This window comes from Streptomyces sp. CHD11 (assembly GCF_018638295.1).
Lineage (GTDB): Bacteria > Actinomycetota > Actinomycetes > Streptomycetales > Streptomycetaceae > Streptomyces.
Genome location: NZ_JABTTS010000001.1, coordinates 291,645 through 310,170, shown reverse-complemented (window position 1 = coordinate 310,170; position 18,526 = coordinate 291,645). Strand labels below are relative to the sequence as shown.

Annotated in this window: 17 protein-coding genes; 8 read left to right on the top strand and 9 right to left on the bottom strand. The window is 73.0% G+C overall.

Translation table 11 applies throughout. The features are described from left to right. Positions 1-130: 130 nt before the first annotated feature. The 4 genes from HTV45_RS01215 to HTV45_RS01200 form a co-directional block, all read right to left on the bottom strand. Positions 131-553 carry a DUF350 domain-containing protein gene (locus HTV45_RS01215; RefSeq protein WP_215203653.1) on the bottom strand — a complete coding sequence of 141 codons (423 nt, stop codon included), beginning with the start codon at positions 551-553 and terminating at the stop codon, positions 131-133. Between the two features lie 88 nt (positions 554-641). Further along, entirely contained in the window at positions 642-2,750 is a 2,109-nt protein-coding gene (locus tag HTV45_RS01210; protein WP_215203652.1) for a bifunctional serine/threonine-protein kinase/ABC transporter substrate-binding protein, read from the bottom strand. Between the two features lie 214 nt (positions 2,751-2,964). Beyond that, positions 2,965-5,178: a bifunctional serine/threonine-protein kinase/ABC transporter substrate-binding protein gene (locus HTV45_RS01205; RefSeq protein ID WP_215203651.1), complete on the bottom strand. Its 2,214-nt coding sequence runs from the start codon at positions 5,176-5,178 to the stop codon at positions 2,965-2,967. After that, a complete protein-coding gene (locus tag HTV45_RS01200; RefSeq protein WP_251690877.1) occupies positions 5,171-6,025 on the bottom strand; it encodes a hypothetical protein in 855 nt (284 codons plus the stop codon). Before HTV45_RS01200 ends, HTV45_RS01205 begins: the two co-directional genes overlap by 8 nt. 187 nt (positions 6,026-6,212) lie before the next feature. Here HTV45_RS01200 and HTV45_RS01195 point away from each other — a divergent pair, with 187 nt between their 5' ends. The 4 genes from HTV45_RS01195 to HTV45_RS01180 all read left to right on the top strand — a co-directional run bounded on the left by HTV45_RS01195 (position 6,213) and on the right by HTV45_RS01180 (position 10,359). Further along, entirely contained in the window at positions 6,213-6,569 is a 357-nt protein-coding gene (locus HTV45_RS01195; RefSeq protein WP_215203650.1) for a hypothetical protein, read from the top strand. Between the two features lie 171 nt (positions 6,570-6,740). Beyond that, positions 6,741-7,982, top strand: coding sequence for a glycoside hydrolase family 16 protein (locus HTV45_RS01190; protein ID WP_215203649.1), 1,242 nt, complete (start codon positions 6,741-6,743; stop codon positions 7,980-7,982). Positions 7,983-8,261: 279 nt separating this feature from the next. Then, positions 8,262-8,819 carry a tellurite resistance TerB family protein gene (locus HTV45_RS01185; protein WP_215203648.1) on the top strand — a complete coding sequence of 186 codons (558 nt, stop codon included), beginning with the start codon at positions 8,262-8,264 and terminating at the stop codon, positions 8,817-8,819. Positions 8,820-8,907: 88 nt separating this feature from the next. Continuing rightward, positions 8,908-10,359 carry a WGR domain-containing protein gene (locus tag HTV45_RS01180; RefSeq protein ID WP_215203647.1) on the top strand — a complete coding sequence of 484 codons (1,452 nt, stop codon included), beginning with the start codon at positions 8,908-8,910 and terminating at the stop codon, positions 10,357-10,359. An 81-nt stretch (positions 10,360-10,440) separates the two neighbouring features. On the opposite strand, the gene HTV45_RS01175 is transcribed toward HTV45_RS01180, so the two are convergent. Beyond that, complete coding sequence (locus HTV45_RS01175; protein WP_251690874.1) at positions 10,441-11,178, bottom strand: D-Ala-D-Ala carboxypeptidase family metallohydrolase; 738 nt, start codon at positions 11,176-11,178, stop codon at positions 10,441-10,443. Between the two features lie 227 nt (positions 11,179-11,405). Here HTV45_RS01175 and HTV45_RS01170 point away from each other — a divergent pair, with 227 nt between their 5' ends. After that, entirely contained in the window at positions 11,406-12,128 is a 723-nt protein-coding gene (locus HTV45_RS01170; RefSeq protein ID WP_215203645.1) for an FAD binding domain-containing protein, read from the top strand. Positions 12,129-12,251: 123 nt separating this feature from the next. Here the strand turns inward: HTV45_RS01170 and HTV45_RS01165 are convergent, their stop codons facing one another. Next, positions 12,252-13,730, bottom strand: coding sequence for a glutamate-cysteine ligase family protein (locus tag HTV45_RS01165; protein WP_215203644.1), 1,479 nt, complete (start codon positions 13,728-13,730; stop codon positions 12,252-12,254). A 482-nt stretch (positions 13,731-14,212) separates the two neighbouring features. Between HTV45_RS01165 and HTV45_RS01160 the strand changes: the two genes are divergently transcribed. After that, on the top strand, positions 14,213-14,659 hold the full coding sequence (locus HTV45_RS01160) for a DNA-binding protein (protein ID WP_215203643.1): 447 nt from the start codon (positions 14,213-14,215) through the stop codon (positions 14,657-14,659). On the opposite strand, the gene HTV45_RS01155 is transcribed toward HTV45_RS01160, so the two are convergent. Further along, positions 14,611-15,357 carry a lysophospholipid acyltransferase family protein gene (locus HTV45_RS01155; RefSeq protein WP_215203642.1) on the bottom strand — a complete coding sequence of 249 codons (747 nt, stop codon included), beginning with the start codon at positions 15,355-15,357 and terminating at the stop codon, positions 14,611-14,613. The genes HTV45_RS01160 and HTV45_RS01155 overlap by 49 nt on opposite strands. Before the next feature lie 290 nt (positions 15,358-15,647). Here HTV45_RS01155 and HTV45_RS01150 point away from each other — a divergent pair, with 290 nt between their 5' ends. Then, positions 15,648-15,842 carry a DUF2795 domain-containing protein gene (locus HTV45_RS01150; protein ID WP_215203641.1) on the top strand — a complete coding sequence of 65 codons (195 nt, stop codon included), beginning with the start codon at positions 15,648-15,650 and terminating at the stop codon, positions 15,840-15,842. A 101-nt stretch (positions 15,843-15,943) separates the two neighbouring features. After that, positions 15,944-16,357, top strand: coding sequence for an SRPBCC family protein (locus HTV45_RS01145; protein WP_215203640.1), 414 nt, complete (start codon positions 15,944-15,946; stop codon positions 16,355-16,357). 93 nt (positions 16,358-16,450) lie between these two features. On the opposite strand, the gene HTV45_RS01140 is transcribed toward HTV45_RS01145, so the two are convergent. Both HTV45_RS01140 and HTV45_RS01135 read right to left on the bottom strand, forming a co-directional pair. Continuing rightward, positions 16,451-17,287, bottom strand: a complete 837-nt coding sequence (locus HTV45_RS01140; protein ID WP_215203639.1) for a pentapeptide repeat-containing protein — start codon at positions 17,285-17,287, stop codon at positions 16,451-16,453. 93 nt (positions 17,288-17,380) lie between these two features. Continuing rightward, positions 17,381-18,328: a methionyl-tRNA formyltransferase gene (locus HTV45_RS01135; RefSeq protein WP_215203638.1), complete on the bottom strand. Its 948-nt coding sequence runs from the start codon at positions 18,326-18,328 to the stop codon at positions 17,381-17,383. Positions 18,329-18,526 lie beyond the last annotated feature (198 nt).

Genomic DNA, 18,526 nt, shown 5'->3' with positions numbered 1-18,526 from the left:
CGAGCGGTCGATCCGGAGCAGCGCGAGTCCGTCCGGGGCCGTCTTCGACTGCGTCGGCGGATCCTCTTCCGCGGGGGCCGGTGACCGGATGCCGGGCCTGTCCACGGGCCGCGTCAGCCGGTGTGGCGTGTCAGGCGATGGACGCCGAGACGATGGCGGACACCGCGAGGTTGCAGGACGCCGTCACCCAGACCGCCGGGTGGGGTTCGGGCTCCACCAGCGTGGCACCCAGGCGCCCGGGGGTGATCAGGTCCACCACCAGGAAGGCCACGGCCATCATCACCAGCCCCAGCACCCCGAACGCCGCGGTCGACACCAGCCCCTTGCCGAAGTCGTCGTACGTCGTCCAGATCGAGGTGAACACGATGCCGCCTATGCCGAGCAGCGAGGAGCTGAGCACGACGGAGGCGTTGCGGTTGCGCTCCTGCCAGATCTGCCGGCCGAGCTTTCCGGGCGTCAGCACGTCGACCAGGACGATGCCGAGAACCAGCAGGACCAGTCCGAGTGCGCCGTAGGCGCTGGCCCGGCCGAGTCCGTTGACGATGTCGCTCATGGGTGTGCCGGCTCCGTAGCGTGAATGATCGCGGTCAAGGGCGTGCAAAATGTAGCGCACCCGTACGGCCGACCGGCCCTGTGCCCCGTCACGCCGGGCGGCCGATGTCGTCCGCGCGGGCGACGAAGCGGGTGGCGCCGCCGGTGATCCGGTAGAGGAAGCCGCCGCCGTCCCGGTCGGTGTCGTAGAAGTGACCGCTCGGGTCGTAGGCGATTCTGCGCGTGATGCCCTGCCAGGGGCGGCGCAGCAGTTCCGAGCGCAGGGCGCCCCGGCCGTCGTCGCCGGCGGCTGCCAGGCCGTGGGCGGCGAACCGGACGGCGTCGTGGGCCTCGGCCGCCCAGGGTGCGGGGGACCGGCCGTAACGGTCGCGGTAGGCGGTGGCGAAGGCGCTCAGACGCGGGTCCGCCCCGGCGTCGGCATAGGCGGTGCCGACCATCCAGCCCTCCGCCTCGGCGAGGAACGGACGGCCGATCACGTGCTCGCCCGCCACGCGCGCACCACGGTGCCCCGTGTCCCGCAGCGCGCGGGCGAAGCCGGCGGCACGCTCGGCCCGCAGCCCGACGAACATGACCGCGTCCCGCGGGCGTTCGGCGATACGGCGGGCGACGGCGGAGAAACCCCCGCCCGCCCCGACCTCCTCCACCGCGCTCTCGCCCTCGAGCTTCCCGTACACCGTGACGATCCGCACCGACGCGCTGGTCTCCGCCGCGTCGGTGAGATCGTGCACGATCACGGTCCGGTCCGCCTTCACCACCCGGTTGAGGTGACGCAGGATCGCGGGAGGTCCCGCGGTCCGGGTCGGGCGCAGCAACAGCGCGGTGCCGAGGGCCAGGCTGTCCAGACGGTTGGTGTCCGCCCGGGTGACCACGATGGTCATCCGGGCGCGCGAGCACGCCTCGACGGCCGCGGGCACGGTCGCGTTCGTCCCGGAACCGAGCACCACCGCCATGTCCGGTGCGGCGACCAGGCGGGCCACCGCCGACGCCGCGCCCCTCGCGGTGCCGCGGTCGTCGGCGGTGCGCAGCGTCAGGTCGAAGGCCCGCCCGGCACCACGGTTATGCTGGTCGACCGCGAGACGCGCGCCGTGCTCATGGGCCGCGAAGGTGCTGTCCGCGCGGTGGCCGAGCAGACCGACGGCATACCTCGGCCGGCTGCCCGGTCCGCTGCCCCCGGGATCGTCGCGGGGCCTGAGCCACCAGGCACCCGCCGCCGCGGTGCCGGCGCCGAGCGCCGCGCCGGTGACGAGCAGACGCCGCCGGGTGGGGGAGGACCCGGCCGGTGGCGGACCGGCCGGGCCGCCGTCGACCACGGTGGGGTCGGGGACGGGCAGGCCGACGATGTGCGAGGCCTGCGCGGCGATCAACGAGGGCAGTCCGCGCGGCAGCCAGCCGTCCGCCTCGAACTCGCCGAGCAGGGCGCGCAGTTCCGCGACCTCCGGCCGCTGCTCCGGGTCCTTCGCCAGACATCGCCGTACGACCTGTTCGAGGCCGGGGGGCACGCCGTCCATGTCCGGCTCCCCGTGCACGGTCCGGTACAGCGCCCCGGCCGCCCCGCCGCCGCCGAACACCGCCCGGCCGGTGCCGGCGTGGGCGAGGACGCAGCCGAGGGAGAAGACGTCACTGGCCGGGCCCACCGCACGGCCGCGCGCCTGTTCGGGCGAGAGATAGCCGGGGGAGCCCACCACGGAGCCGTCGGCGGTGAGCGCGGTCGCCCCGACGGCCCGCGCGATGCCGAAGTCGATCAGCCGGGGCCCGTCCGCGGTGAGCAGCACGTTCGCCGGCTTGACGTCCCGGTGGACCAGGCCCGCCCTGTGCACGTCGTCCAGCGCCTCCGCCAGGGCGGCGCCCAGGGCTCTGAGCTGCTTCTCGCCCCAGGGCCCGTGACGGGCGACGGCCTCGGCGAGAGAGGGCCCGGGAACGTAGGCGGTGGCCAGCCACGGGGAGGCGGCGTCGGCGTCGGCCGCCAGGACCGGCACGGTCCACCGGCCGCCGAGCCGGGCCGCGAGTTCCGCCTCGCGCCGGAACCGCGCCCGGAAGCCGGCGTCGTCGGCGTGCTCGGCCCGGATGACCTTGAGCGCGCACCAGGTGCCGTGCGGCGAACGCGCCAGGTAGACCATGCCCATACCACCCGAACCGAGCCGGCCCACCAGACGGTGACCGCCTGCCTCCGAGGGGTCGAACGGCCTGAGCCGCTCCATGCCCGGTGCCTCCCCTTCCGGTACGTCATGCCCTGTCGTCGCCGTTCCGTCCGCAGCGGGCAGCCGTGCACGCTCCTCCGAGAGGGGCGCCCCCCGCTCGCCGTGACCGGGTACATCCGGTCCGGTGTTCCGGGGCCCGGCAGCCGGGAGCACGCACCTCACCTCGCGTGGCCCGCCCGCCCCCCGGGCGGACGGCGGGAACGCGACGACAAGGCTAGGCCGAAGCCTCCGCCGCGCGCTCGAGTTCGGTGAGCGAACCGCGTTGCACGAAGCGTCCGTTGCTCACCTCGTGGACGAACGTGCCGTCGGACCAGCCTCGGCCGTCGGGCTCGTACTGATGGTATTCGCCGAACGCGTAGGGACGGGCGATGCCCTGGTATCTGGCCTTCGCCATACGTGCGCCGAGGGCGGCCCGCACAGGGCGGCGGCCCGTGCCGGCCGGGACCGAGCGCGCGAACTCCGTCAGCAGCATCCGCGCCGTGTCGTACGCCTCGGCGGCGTACGGCTCCGGCGCGGTGCCGTGGCGGCGGCGCCACGCCCGTACGAACGACCTGGCCCGTCCCGTGGTCAGCGCGGTGGTGTCCGCGGCGGCGGTCACCACGTACCAGCCCTCGCCGGCGGCGCCCGCCCGCCGCGGGAACGCCGTCCCGTACAGCTGGTGCTGCATCCACCGCGGTCCGTCGAAGCCGGCCGCGGCCAGCTGACGGGCCGCCCGGACCGTGGCGTCCAGCGGACCGAGGTAGGCGAAGGCCGTCACGCCCGCGGCCAGCAGGGAGCGGACGGCCGCCACGCCGTCGTCCGTCTCCTCGGCCACCACCTTCGGCAGGGCTTCGTCGCCCAGGACCCCCTGCCACTGTCGGACCAGCAGGGTGCCCTGGTCCTGGATGACCGTCCCGCCCGCCCGGTCCAGCACCACGCCGAGCCGGCCCGTCTTCCCGGTCACCAGGGCGTGCAGCGCCACCCAGCTCGCGAGCGCCGAATGGGAGGCGCCGCTCTGGAACGACGACCGGGGCGACGTCAGGAAGTAGTCCTGCTGGCCCGTGGTGCTGGAGACATGGGTGAGTCCCGCCCCGCCGTAGACGTTGGCCGCGGCCCGCATCGACACCTCGTCGACCGGTCCCAGGACGGCGACGACGTCCCGGTCGGCCGTGAAGGACGCGGCCACCTCCCGGGCGCTCCGCTGGTCGCCCCGGTCCCGCAGCACCCGTACCGTGACGTCGAAGCCGCGGTCCGGGCCGGCGTTGTGACTGTCGGCCGCGAGGCGTGCCGCACGCTCCACCGGCCCGCTGAACAGGGCGGACGCCGGACCGCTGGTGGCGTGGACGCCCAGTACGTACGAGGGACGTCCCGGCTTCGAGCCGCCCGGGTCCCCGTCACGGGCCGCGAGTACCGCCGCGGTGGCCGCGCCGCCCGCCGTGAGCAGCAAGGCCCCGCCGGCCAGCAGCAGCCGGCGCCGGGCCGGCCGCCGGACGGAGTCCTCCGGCCCGTCCTGCCCCGGGGCGGCGCCGCCGGCCGCCTCCTCGTCCACGACCGTCGGCTCGACGCCGGGCAGCGCGAGACCCTCGGCGGCACGCGCGGCGACCATCGCGGCGACCGCGTCGGGGAGCCAGCCGGCCGCCTCCGGGGCGTCCTCCGAGAGCCGCCGTGCCACGTCGGCCGCCGTGGGGCGGGTGTCCGGCTCCTTGGCGAGACAGCGCAGCAGCAGCGGCCGTGCCCCGCTCTCCACCGCGTCGAGTTCCGGATCGTCGTGGACGGTCCGGTACAGCAGCGCGTCCGGTTCCCCGGTCCCGAAGGGCGGCCGGCCGGACAGCGCGTACGCCAGGACGCAGCCGAGCGCGAAGACATCGCTCGCCGCGGTGGCCGGCTCACCGCGGGCCTGCTCCGGGGCGAGGAAGCCGGGAGTGCCGACCACTTGGCCGGAGACGGTCAGCGCGGTGTCGTCGGCGGCCCGGGCGATACCGAAGTCGATGAGCCGTGGTCCGTCCGGCGCCAGCAGAATGTTCCCGGGCTTGACGTCGCGGTGCACCAGCCCCGCCGCGTGCACCTCGGCCAGCGCGCCCGCCAGCAGCCCGCCCAGTACGCGTGCGGCGCGGGCCGGCAGTGGGCCGTGCGCGGCGACGGCCTCGGCGAGCGAGGGGCCGGGTACGTACGCCGTGGCCAGCCACGGTGTCAGCGCGTCGGCGTCCGCGTCGAGCACCGGCACGACCCAGGCGTTCTCCACCCGCCGGGCCAGCTCCGTCTCCCGGGCGAACCGGGCCCGGAAGCCGTCGTCGGCGGCGCTCTCGGCATGGATCACCTTGACCGCGGCGAGCTGCCCGGAGTCGGTGCGTCCCAGGTAGACCACGCCCATGCCGCCCGCTCCGAGGCGGCGCAGCAGACGGAACGCGGCGATGCGGGAGGGGTCGGACGGACGCAGCGGCTCACTCATCGCCTGCCGCCTTCCCGCTCGCTTCGTCGGATCTCCCCCGGCGGTCGACCGCGGCGGCGACGAAACCGACCCCCCTGACCACGTCCGCCGAGACGGCCGACTGCTCCTCCCCGGTGCGCCCGGCGCCGTAACGGGCGGTCGCCGCCACGGTGACGGGACCCAGCCGGAGTTTGAACCAGTCGAACGGGCGCGCACCCTTCTCCCCGTCCACCAGCCACTCGCCGCTCTCCGTCAGATCGTCCTCGGCGATGGCGTTGCGCTGGTCGTCGAAGGTATTGGCCTGCGAGTACAACTCCCGCACCCGTTCCTTGGTGTTCAGCCGCTGCTCCGGGCAGCGCAGCGCCTCCTCCAGGGACACCGCCATGTCCCGGCGCCCCTCGAGGGTGCTCCGGTGCACCGTGACGGTCAGGGAGACGTACACGGCCTCCTTCTTCCCGGCGGCCGGCAGGACGAACGCCCGGGTGAGGCCGGCCAGTACATGGTCCGGCAGAGGCTCACGGTGCCAGAGACAGTCCTCGCCCAGGACCGCCCACCGGGACGGGTCGCTTTCGTAGGGCCGGTTCCTGCGGAATCCGACGCCGAAGTAGTCGGGCTGAACCTCGAGTTCACGCAGGAAGGCGACCGCCTCGGCCCGTGTCCGGGGCGCCCGGTCCTCCGGCAGGGTGTACGGCTCGTCCGCCCCGTCCGGAGCGGCGGAGGAGGACGGGCCGGGACTCGCGTCACCGGCCGTGTTCCGCTCCGGCCCCGACGACTTGGCCGCACCGGCCTCCTCTTCCGTTCCCCCCGTGCAGCCCGCCACCAGCAGCGCTCCCGCCACCGCGGCCACGACCGGTCTGTGCGCGACCATGCCCCCGCCCCCGCTCTCCCCTTGACGGCCCCGTTCCCTGGCAGCAGTGTGGCGCACGGGGAGCGTGGACGGGTAGCAACTCGCGTGCAGCAAAAGGGACTTGCTCGAAATCCGGGGTGATGAGTCATGTCCGCGCGCATCCGGGGCATCAGGAGTCCATCGGCCGGACCGAGAAGGGACACGAGCCATGAGCAGGGGCAGCCGCACTCTCACCGTCCTGTACGTCGCCGTCGCCCTCTGGCTCTCCTTCTGCGCCGTGCGCACCTGGGGCACCGTCCCCCTCTGGACCAGCCTCGCCATGGCCGCGGCCGCCCTCTCCCCTGTCGTGGGCGTGGTCCGCGAGACGGTGATCGCCGACGAACGGCGTGCCGTCGCCGTGCTGCGCGAGCGGGAGGGCCGCCGGGCGGCGTGGCGCGACGTGGCGGCCGCGGCGCTCGCGCAGGCCGAGGTGGAGGCCGCGTGCTGCGAACGCTGGTGGACGTCCTGCGCCACCGAGCACGACCCGGCCTGCGCCCACCGGACCTCGTGGGGCACAACGGCGTGAAGCACCGGCCGGCCTCGGGGACCGGCCGGGCGCGGCACCGATTCCTGGTCTGTACCAAGGTCTTGACGGCTGCTTACCGCACCTCTTGAATCAAGTCGTTGCGCATTCAACCCCCCACAACCTCGGTCCGGCACGCCCGTACCCACGGGCCGCCGTACGGAAGGGAGAGCCATGTTCTCTCCGCGCACCCGCCGCAGATGGCTGATCGCCGCCCTGTCCGCCGCGCTGGTCGCCTCCGGCGCGGTCGGCACCACCGCACAGGCCGGGCAGCCGGCGGACGTCACCGCCGCGGCGGCGGCCGTGACGTTCTCGGACACCTTCGACGGACCCGCCGGCGCCGCAGTCGACTCCTCGAAGTGGCAGGTCGAGACCGGCGACAACGAGAACAACCACGAGCGGCAGTACTACACGTCCGGCAACAGGAACGCCGCTCTGGACGGCCAGGGCCATCTGGTCATCACCGCCCGCAAGGAGAATCCGTCCAACTACCAGTGCTGGTACGGGACCTGCCAGTACACCTCGGCGCGGCTCAACACCGCGGGGAAGTTCACCGCACAGTACGGGCACGTCGAGGCCCGGATGAAGGTGCCGCGCGGGCAGGGCATGTGGCCCGCCTTCTGGATGCTGGGCACGCCGGTGAACTGGCCCGACTCGGGTGAGATCGACATCATGGAGAACGTCGGCTTCGAGCCCTCCACGGTGCACGGAACGATCCACGGACCCGGCTACTACGGCTCCGGCGGCATCGGCGCCGGGTACACGCTGCCGGGCGGCCAGTCCTTCGCGGACGCCTTCCACACCTTCGCCGTGGACTGGGCACCGGACTCGATCACCTGGTCCGTGGACGGGAACGTCTACCAGCGGCGCACACCCGCCGACCTGGGCGGGAAGCAGTGGGTGTTCAACAAGCCGTTCTTCCTGATCCTCAATCTGGCGGTGGGCGGATACTGGCCCGGCGACCCGGACGGCTCCACGGTCTTCCCGCAGCAGCTCGTGGTGGACCACGTATCGGTGACGACGGGTGACGCGCCGGCCGGCGGGGCGATCCGCGGCCTGGCCGGCAAGTGCGCCGACGTCGCGGGGGCGGGCACGGCCAACGGCACCCCCGTACAGCTCTACGACTGCAACGGCACCTCCGCCCAGCGGTGGTCGGCCGGCGGTGACGGCACGATCCGGGCGCTCGGCAAGTGCCTCGACGTCGCTTCCGGCGGCACCGCGGACGGTACACCCGTCCAGCTGTGGGACTGCAACGGCACCGCGGCCCAGCAGTGGGTGGTCACCGGGGCACGCGACATCGTCAACCCGCAGGCGGACAAGTGCCTTGACGTGACGGGCAACAACTCGGCCAACGGCACCCGGCTGCAGATCTGGACCTGCTCGGGCGGCGCCAACCAGAAGTGGACGGTGGGCTGAGCCGGAGCCGGAGCCGGAGCCGGAGCCGGAGCCGTGACCGAAACCGGACCTGACGCCTGAGGGACGCCGCCCCGGAGCTCACCGTCCGGGGCGGCGTCCGGTCGTCCGGCCACCGAATCCGTCTGGGCCGCTGAGGCCGCGATGGTCTTTTACCTTCTTTTGCCCTGCGGGAACACGGCCGGGGGCACGTGCGTTTGACGGTCCGTGAGTACCCGTCCCGGTGACCGGGACCGGGCGGACAGCGGCACAATCAGGCGATACGACCAGAGGTGGCACCGAATGGCGATGTGGGACCGGCTCAAGGACCAGGCCAGGACGCTCCAGCAGTCCCAGGGCGGGCGGACGGGAGGCGCGCGGCAGCAGGGGCAGGGGTCGTCGTCCTCCTCCGGCGGCGGCTCCAAGGCCAAGCTGGTGGGACTGTTCAAGTCTCAGCTCGCCTCGGCCAAGACGGAGTTGAAGAGCGGCGCCTACCGGGACGCGAGCATGGCGATGTGCGCGCTGGTCGCGGCGGCCGACGGCCGGGTCGACCCGGCGGAGCGGCAGCGGGTGGAGGAGCTGATCGTCTCCAACGAGGTCCTGCAGAACTTCCCGCCGGACCAGCTCCGCAAGCGGTTCAACGAGCACGTGGACCGGCTCACCGCCAACTTCGAACAGGGCAAGGCGCGGGCGCTGGAGGACATCGCCAAGGCGGCGAAGAAACCGGTCGAGGCGCGGGCGGTCGTCCAGACCGGCATGGTCGTCGCCGGTGCCGACGGCAGCTTCGAGCCCTCCGAGCAGTTCGCCGTGCGTGAGGCCTGCGCGGCGCTCGGTCTCTCACCGCAGGAGTTCGGCGTCTGACGGCCCTCCTGTTGTCAGTGGCTCCCCTTACGGTTTGATCAGTGGGCCCGCCGGAGCGACCGCGGGCTCGTCCGAAAAGGGGTATGCCATGTCTGCCGGGTCCACGGTGTCGACGACGTATCTGGAGCTGTCCCAGGAGGACGGGGGCGCGCACAAGTTCTACGAGGTGTCCGTCGACGCCCAGGTGGTGACGGTGCGGTACGGCCGGATCGGCGCCGCGGGGCAGACGCAGACGACGACCTTCCCCTCGGCGGCGAAGGCGCGCGCCGCCGCGGCGAAGAAGGTGGGGGAGAAGGTCCGCAAGGGTTATGAGCCCGCGGTGCCCGGCCGGCGGGCACCGCGCTCGGTGACCCGGCGTCAGGTGGCCTCCGCACCGTCCACCGCGCGCGCCGTGGCTCCCGTGCTGTGGCGGTTCGGTACGGGCTCCTCGGCGTTCGGCATCCATGTCGACGACGACCGCTGCTGGGTCGGCAACCAGTCCGGAGACGTCTTCACCCTGGACCACGAGGGCAGCGTGCTGGCCCGGTTCAGTCTGCCGGACGGCGTGAAGTGCCTGGTGGCCGACGACTTCTGGATCTACGCGGGATGCGACGACGGCCGGGTCTACGACCTGTCCTCGAAACTGCCCTTCGCCGCCTACGACATCGCGGCGGATGTCGACATCTTCTGGCTGGACATCCACGAGGGCGTTCTCGACGTCTCCGACCGTGAGGGCCGGCTCACCGTCATCGACCACGAGGACGAGCACCAGTGGTCACGCCGCAGCCAGGGCGACCACGCGTGGATGGTCCGCGCCGACGACCGTGCCGTCTACCACGGCCACCACCAGGGCGTCACGGCCTACGCCCCCGACGGCAGCGGCGAGCTGTGGCACACGCCCACGAGCGGCGGCGTGCTCTTCGGCTGGCAGGAGGACGACACCGTCTACGCGGGGACGGCGCACCGGGTGGTGCAGCGGCTGTCGAAGGCGACCGGTGCCGTCGAGGCCACCTACGCCTGTGACAGTTCCGTGTACTCGTGCGCGACCGCGCCGGGCGGACGGTTCGTCTTCGCCGGGGACGCCGCGTCGTCCGTCTACTGCTTCGACCGGGACGGCACGCGGCTGTGGAAGCTCGGCACGGGGGGCGGATCGGCGCTGTCGATGCAGTACCGGGACGAGCGGCTGTACCTGGTGACCACGGACGGATCGCTGGTGTGCGTGGACGCGAGCGAGGCGGCGGTCGCCGCGGCGCAGCAGGGCAGCGTGCCGGTCGTGCGGGACGTCAAGCTCGCCGCGGCCCTGCCCACCTACACGCCGGCGACGACCGCGACCGCGGTGGCCACCGTCGCGCAGCCGCCTGCCGGCGCCGTGGTGGTCGAGTGCGTGCAGGACAACGGGCGGCTGCGCGTCCATGTCGTGTCCGGCGGTTACGAGGAGTCGTGGAACGTGCAGTTCCCGCGCGCGATACGGGTGCCCGGCGCGCGCTACGTGGTGGACGCGCTGCATCCGGCGGCCGGCGGCTTCTACCGGGTGCGGGGGGAGATCCGGCGGCTGCTGTGACCGGGAGGCCCACCGCCCTTTCCAGCGCCCGTGGTTCCCCGGAACGGGGCCGGGGAACCACGCCGGGCGGCTGTGGTGCGGTCAGATTCCGCAGGTCGGCGCGGACCAGTAGCGGCTGCCGCGGTGGTCGACGTGCGTGTGGTCGTTGTGTCCCGGGTAGCCGGGGCCCAGAATGCCGCGGAAGCCGTGGTTGCGGGCCTGCTTGGCCAGGGTGCACAGGGAGTGCGGTCCGGCGCCGAGGTCGGCCCCGTCGCCGTACAGATGGCGGCTGCCGCTCGCCCCGCCCACGGCGTCGTTGCAGGCGTGGGAGCGGAAGCCGCTGGTGACCCGGATCGGCTGGTCACCGAGCGCGTGCCGCAGGGCCTCCAGTTTCCACATCGTCCGCAGCGCGTTGGACCTGGCCGTCGCGGCAGCGACCGCGCCGCCCGACCAGGTCGAGTTGCAGCGGTTCAGCTCGGCGTAGGAGAAGTGGACGGGCGTGCAGTCGTCGTCCTGGAGGGCGTACAGCTTGTTGAACGTCTGGTTGCCCGCCACGCCGTCGGCGGACAGGCCGTAGGCCGACTGGAAGCGCTTGAGCGCGGCCATGGTGGCCGGCCCGAAGGCGCCGTCCACGGCCAGCACGGAGCCCTGGCCCGGGTAACCGCCGAGCCGGATCTGGAGCTGGGTGACGTCGGCGCCCGAGGCGCCCTGGGACAGGGTGCGGGTCCAGGTGTAACAGCCGTCCGCGTGCGCGGTGCCCGCGGTGGCGACGGAGCCCACGACCAATCCAGTCGCGAGCATGACAACCGAGAGAAGCAGGCGTACTGCACGTCCGAACATGCGAACTCCGGTTCCGGGAGGTGTGGTTCTGCAGATGACGAGCCATGTGACGCGCGTCAACCATGGAGCAAGTACCCGGCCGAGCGCAAGGTCCCGACCCATGGGCGCACACGGCGAACTCGTGAGCCCTGTACGCGCCCCCGCGACGGTGCCGACAATGCAGTGCCCCGGATCACCAGCGAAGTGGCTTGTTCCCCGCCCCCGTTGAGGAAAGTAGGTCGACCGCCGTGTTGTTGCGTCTGCCCACCACCCTGTCCGAAGCACGGCAATGTCTGGCCGAGGGGGCGGTGCCCGTCGGCGGCGCCACGCTCGTGTGGGCCCTCTGGCAGCGCGACGGCTTCCCCGAGCAGGCGATGTCCCTGCGCGAACTGCCCGAGGCCAACCGGACGGAACGCCAGGCGCTGGGCGCGGCGGTGCTGCTGCACCAGGTGGACGACCGGGTGCCGGAGGTGCTGCGCGGCGCCGCCTCGACCGTGGGGACCGGCGCGGTCCGCCGGACGGCCACCGTCGGCGGCAACATCGTCGGCAGCACCCTGCGCTGTCTGCTCCCCGCGGCGCTGGTCCTCAACGCGCGGGCGACCGTCCTGGACCGGGACGGCGCGTACGAGACCGACCTGGGCGAAGTGGTGGCCAAGCGTCATCTGCTGCTCGGGATCCGGTGGCAGGACCCCGTGGCGAGCGGCTACCGCAAGGAGCCCGGCGAAGTGGGCGGCCCGCCGCCGCTCGTCGTGGCCACCGCCGTGCACACCGGTGGCGACGGCCGGCACCACCTCTCCGTCGCCGTCCGGGACGGCTACGAGGTGATCACCGGGACCGCCGGCTGTCACTCCGGCCCGGAGCAGCTGTTCCGGGACCTGGAGCGCACCGGCCTGGCGTCACTGCCCGAGCCGGCGCGGGAGGCCGTGCGCCGGGAAGCGGCCGGCATCCTGGACCGTCTCGGGGACCGCTGACGCGGCCGCGCGCCGCCCGGGCCGCGCCGGCCGGAGCGTCGGCCGCCGGCGTCCTCGCGGTGCCGGACCACGACGACCGGGCAGGACGCGTGCTGGGCACAGCGCCGGCTGACGCCGCCCGCGTCACTCCACGGGCCAGGTGTGGACCGGGGCGTTGAGATGCATGTAGTCGATGTACTGCTGCGTCATCCGCCGCAGCGCCTCATGGCGGCCGCAGTGCGCGGTGGCGTCGATGTGATGGAACATCTCCTTCTGCCACACCGCTCCGTTGCGGCCCGTCACGCACCGCTGCTCGATGATGCCGAGCAGCGGCTCCCGCCACGCCTCGTCCATACCGGAGCGCTCCAGCCCGCGGTGTGCCAGCGGCAGCAGCCGCCGCAGGACGAGTTCGGCCACCGGCACCTCGCCCATACCGGGCCAGTACAGCCGGGCGTCGATGCCGTGGCGCGCCCCCGCCCGCAGATTGTCCTCGGCGGCCGAGAAGGACATCCGTGACCACACCGGCCGCTCCTCCTCCACCAGGGCCCGGGTGAGCCCGTAGTAGAAGGCGCCGTTGGCGAGGGTGTCCGCGACGGTGGGACCGGCGGGCAGTACCCGGTTCTCCACCCGTACATGCGGTTTGTCGCGGGCGACGGCGTACACCGGGCGGTTCCAGCGGTAGATGGTGCCGTTGTGCAAGGTCAGTTCGCCGAGTTCGGGGATGTCTCCCCGCGCCAGCGTGTCCGCGGGGTCCTGTTCGTCGCACAGGGGCAGCAGGGCCGGGAAGTAGCGCAGGTTCTCCTCGAAGAGGTCGAAGACGCTGGTGATCCACCGCTCCCCGAACCACACCCGGGGCCGTACCCCCTGCGCCTTGATCTCCTGCGGGCGGGTGTCGGTGGCCTGCTCGAAGAGCGGTACGCGCGTCTCGTGCCACAGTTCCTTGCCGAACAGGAAGGGGGAGTTGGCCGCGAGCGCGATCTGGACCCCGGCGATCGCCTGCGCCGCGTTCCAGTAGCCGGCGAACCGCTCCGGGGAGACCTGGAGGTGGAACTGCGTGCTGGTGCACGCGGCCTCCGGAGTGATGGTGTCCGCGTAGGTCCGCAGCCGGTCGACACCGGTCACCTCGATGCGCAGATCCTCTCCGCGTGCCGCGAAGATCTGGTCGTTGAGCAGCCGGTAGCGGGGGTTCTCCGACAACGCGCCCTCGCCGACGTCCTCCTGCCGCAGGGTGGGCAGGACGCCCGTCATGATCAGATGCGCCCCGACGGACCTGGCGCGCTGCTCGGCGTGGTTCAGAGCCGCGCGGATCTCGGACTCCCAGGCGTCGGGGCCGCCCGCCGTGAGTCCGCGGGGCGCGATATTGATCTCGAGGTTGAACCGGCCCAGCTCCGTGTCCCAGGCCGGGTCCGCGATCGCCTCCAGCACGTCGGTGTTGCGCATCGCGGGCTCCGCCCGGTCGTCGACCAGGTTCAGCTCGATCTCGAGCCCCACCTGGGGCCGCTCGGCCTCGAAGCGTGACTCGCGCAGCATCTGCGCGAGCGCGTCGAGGCAGTCCTGCATCTTGACCCGGTAACGGCGGCGGTCCTCGCGGGTGAAGGTGAGCGCCGGGACGTCGCGTCCCATCGGTCTCCCTCCAGGGTGCTCGTCCTCGGAACCTGTCCACCCCAGCGTCGCACCAGCGGGCGGGTTGGACCACGCGAGGCGGTGCGGCCGCTCGCGCCGCCGGCCGGGAAGACGGCCGGATGGCCGGGGAGCGTGGTGCTGCCCTGTTCGGCCATGCCGCGTTCCTCCGCCGTGTCGCCGGACTGGCGGACCACGATCCGTGTCCGCGGGCCGTCCTCGCCCGGCTGCACGCTGATGGACGCGGGCGCGGGCTCGCCGGGGACGTCCATGCCCCCTACCTGCAGGCGGTTCCCGTCGACGTCCGGACAGGCCCCGCTCACCGGGGAACTCGCCGGCGTCCGGGGCGACCACGGTGGCCCTCCAGGCACCGCCCGGCCGTACGTCCGTCCGTCTCGACCGAGCCAGGGGCGGCGGACGCCCGGGCCGGTCCATGGGCGGTGTATGTCGTTGACAACGGAATGTTCATGGGCGAGGCTCGTCCTATGTCCGGCACCCCTGAACAGCCCACCGATCCCTTCACCCCACCGAGTTCCGGCGCGGCCCGCGCGCACCGGGAGCACGAATCCCTGTTCCGCATCGCCGAACGGCACGCCGCCACGGACGGTCAGCGCCGTCGGCAGATCCATCCCTTCATGATCAGTCCTCACGAGGCGGTCAGGCTGGTGTCGTTCCTGCTCAGCGGCGCGGCGCTGCCGGAGGACGGCGAACCCCGGGTCGACCGCGCGGACATCACCGCCGCGCTGAGTCTGCTGCCACGCGCCCGCGCCGAGATGGACGAGCTCGAGGCGGGTCTGCTGCGGATGGCGCGGGGACGCGGCATGACCTGGCCGGAGATCGCCTTCGGGCTCGGCCTGCGCAGCCCGCAGGCCGCCCGGCAGCGCTACGAGCGGCTGGCCGAGCGCACCGACACCGAGGCGGAAGACGCGTAGGCGGGGGACTCCTGGCCGGCGGACGCGCAGCCGGTGGGAGAGCCGTCGGGGACCGGCTCACCCACCGCGTCGGCGGCCTGCCGCCACGCGGCACCGACCGCCTGCCGGGCCACCGCCGTACCCGCCGCAGTCCCGGCCGGCAAGTGCACGGGCCGGCCGATGTGGACGTGGAAACGCGGCCGGCGCACCGGAGCGGTCAGCACACCCGCCAGCTGTTTCGCGGCCGGTCCGGAGGCGAGTCGCCGGGCCCCCGCCTGGCCCACGGGAACGACCGGAGCGCCGGTGGCGGCCGCGAGCCGTGCCAGACCGGTACGGAAGGCCCGGGGTCCGGCACACCCCGCGCCCTCGCGCGAGGGCAGTCCCCCCTCCGCGTAGATCAGCACATGGCGCCCCGACCGCACCGCCCGCGCCGCCGCCTCCAGCGCGTCCGCCGCGCGGGCGGTTCCCCGGCGCACCGGGATGTGGCCGTCCCTGGCCAGGGCGCGCCCCAGCACCGGCACACGCCACAGTCCCGCCGTCGCCATGACGACCGGCGTCACCCCCACACCGCGCAGGGCGGCCAGTACGAGGGCCGGATCGGCCACCGAGTCGTGGTTGGCGACGAAGACACTGCCCGCGGGGATGTGCCCGTCGGCTTCTCGGGTGACGGTGAGCCGCCCGAACAGGGGCAGCAGGACGGCGGCGGCACGGCTGAGCACGGGACGGCCTCTCGACGGACGGACGTGGTGCACCTCAGCCTGGTGCGATCCCGGTCCCGGCGCCTGAGTACGCCTACCCGGGCCCGCGGCTCCGCCTACTCGGGTATCCGCGCCGCCGGACCGGATCTCCGCCGACGCGATCTCCGCCGGACCGGATCTCCGCCGGACCGGATCTCCCCCGGACCGGATCTCCGCCGGTCCCCGGGGATGGAGAATCACCTCTCAGCGCCCTGGGTACCCGCCACGTCCTCGCGCGGATCCGCCGCGTCGCTCCACCGAGGGAGGCCGACATGGCCGAGCTCAACCCCATCGAACTGCAGAAGGCTCTGAAGGGCGCCGAGTACCCCGCCGGCCGTGACGACCTGGTCGCGCTGGCGAAGAGCAACGGCGCGGACAACACTCTCGTCCAGAAGCTGACGCGGAGCGGGAGCAACCGGTTCGACGGCCCCGACGAGGTGCAGAAGGCGGTCTTCGACAACGAATGACGACACGGGCCCGGGCCGCCGTGGGCCCGCCACGGCCGCACGGCGGCCCGGGCCTCCGTCACGCGCTTGCCGCGCGACCCCACCGGAAGGCGGTACCGGCGATGACCGAGTACGAACGCTCCCGCACGATGCCCGCATCACCCGAGCATGTCTTCGATCAGGCGGCGAACATCGACCAGATGGGTGACTGGCTGCCGGAGGCACTGCATGTGCACGCGGAGGAACTGCCCGCCGTCACCGTCCACGAGGACCGGACCGACGAGGACACCTCCGCCCTGCTGCGTGCCAGGCCGGACCAGATGCGGATCGAATGGGGCACGCGTGACCGGGGCGAATACACCGGCTGGCTCCAGGTGGCCGGTATCGGCAGCGGGGCGAGCGAGGTCACGGTGCACCTCTCGTTCCTCGAGGACGGTCACGACCCGGGCGGGAAGCATGTGGGCGACGCCCTGGAGTCGAGCCTGCGGCGCCTCGAGGAACAGGTACGGCTGCGCTTCGACACCGCGGCCGGCTGACTTCCGTCCGGGAGGACACCGCCTGGGCGGCGCGACGCGCGACGAGGTCCGCGCACGGCCGGCCACCACCGCGGGGCGGTCGGGAGCGGCCGGCTACCAGTGGGACGGGCGGCTGAAGGCGGGCGGCAGCACGGTGGCGGCGTCGCCCCGGGCGGCGTTCAGCTGTGCCTGGGTGAGGAACAGGGCACCGGTCAGATCGGCGCCGCTGAGATCGGCGTCGCGCAGATCCGTTCCGATCAGATCCGCGTCCCGCAGGTCCGCTCCGCTGAGGTCGGCGGCGACGAGCAGGGCACCGCGCAGGCTCGCCCCCCGCAGAGCGGCGCCGGACAGTTTCGCGCCGACGAGATCGGCTCCGCGGTGGTTCTTCCTGCGGCCCGGGAGATGGGCCCGGGCCAGCTCGCCCGCCCGCAGCAGCAGGACGTTGACCTCGCCCCGCAGTGTGTTCACGTCCAATTCGACGATCGATCCGGCGCTGCCGCGGGTCAGGCCGTCGATCCGGTCCCGCGCCCGCCGCAGCTCCTCGTGCACGGGGCGGGCCGGCGCCAGGCCGAGGGCCTCGGTGATGTACCAGAGCAGCTCGTGCAACTGCCGCATCACGGGGAAGACCCCGGCCATGTCGGGTGCCGTCTCCGGTGCCGCGCGCCAGTCGGTGCCGCCGAAGGTGACCTGGGACACCTTCTGGCCGGCGCCGAAGCAGTCGAATACGGTGCAGCCGGCGTACCCCGTCTCGCGCAGCCGTTCGTGGATGCCGCAGCGGAACTCCGTGGTGAGGTTCGCGCAGGGCTTCCCGGCGGGCTTGGTGACGGCGAAGTCGGCGGAGCGGGCGAAGGGCAGGGCCACACAGCACAGGCCGAAGCAGGCGGAACAGTCGGCCCGCAGGTCCTGGCGGTCCCCGGGGAAGGGGAGGGGGACTGCGTGCTGTGACGGCACCGTGTGTGCTCCAGTCGTGCGGCGAGCACCGCACACCGCGGCACTCCGGGATCCGCCGCCATTCTCGCAGAAGTCACCCTGTGCCCGGAGCTCTCAGGCGTGCCCGGTGAGATAGCCGCCCATCGACGTGAAGTACTCGGCAGCGCCCAGTTCCCGGCCGTCCTCGGTCCGTACCCGGGTGATCGCCAGGCCGTGGTTGCGGCCGGTACGGGCGCCGGCGCCGGCGACGATCACCACCCCGTCGCCCTCGCGGTAGAAGACACGGCCGGGTGTGCCGCCGTAGCGGCCCTCGGACACCACGGCCGACAGGACCTCGATGCGCCGGCCCCGGTGGAAGGTGAAGGCGCTCGGGTAGGGGGCGGACTGGGCGCGGACGAGGCGTTCCAGGTCCTGGGCGGGCCAGTTCCAGTCGATGCGGCTGTCCTCGGGGGACCGCTTGTGGAAGAAGCTGGCGAGGGAGCGGTCCTGCCGGGTGAACTCGGTCTGCCCGGAGGCGATCAGGGCGAGGGCTTCCGTGGTGACGGGGGCGATCAGGCCGACGGTCCGGTGGAACAGGTCGGTGGCGGTGTCCTTGGGCCCGACCGGGACCGAGCGCTGGAGGACGATGTCGCCGGCGTCCAGTTCCTCGTCCATCAGGTGGGCGGTGACGCCGACCTCGGTCTCGCCGTTGATGAGGGCCCAGATGAGGGGGGAGAAGCCGGCGTACTTCGGCAGCAGTGAGTCGTGGACGTTCAGTGTGCCGTGCCGGGGCAGGCCGTAGACGTGCGGGGGGATCCAGGTCCGCCAGTTGTTGGCGACGATGATGTCGGGGTCGGTGTCCTTGAGCCGCGCGAACAGTTCCTCGTCGTCGGGCCGGTCACGGATGAGGACGGGGACGCCGTGTTCCCTGGCGAGCCCGGCGACCGAGTCGCTCCAGATCTTCTCGTAGGCGTGTTCGCTCCTGGGGTGGGTCACCGCCAGCACCACGTCGTGCCCGGAATCCAGCAGGGCCCGCAGGGTGCGGTGGCCCCAGGTCTGATAGCCGAACATGACGACTCGCATACGGTTCCTCCTCGGGCGGAAACTGAGCCACCGTCAGTAAAGCAAGGCTTACCTAACATGGCAACGGGGCTTTATTGGAGCGAAGTTGAGTAAGTGTCAGGTAATCGAACTCGCGCACTGCCCCGTTTTGTCCAGTCGACAGCCATGCGAACGAAGCTTAGGCTTCCCTAAGTTCGCGGGCCGCTGTCCTGCTCGGCG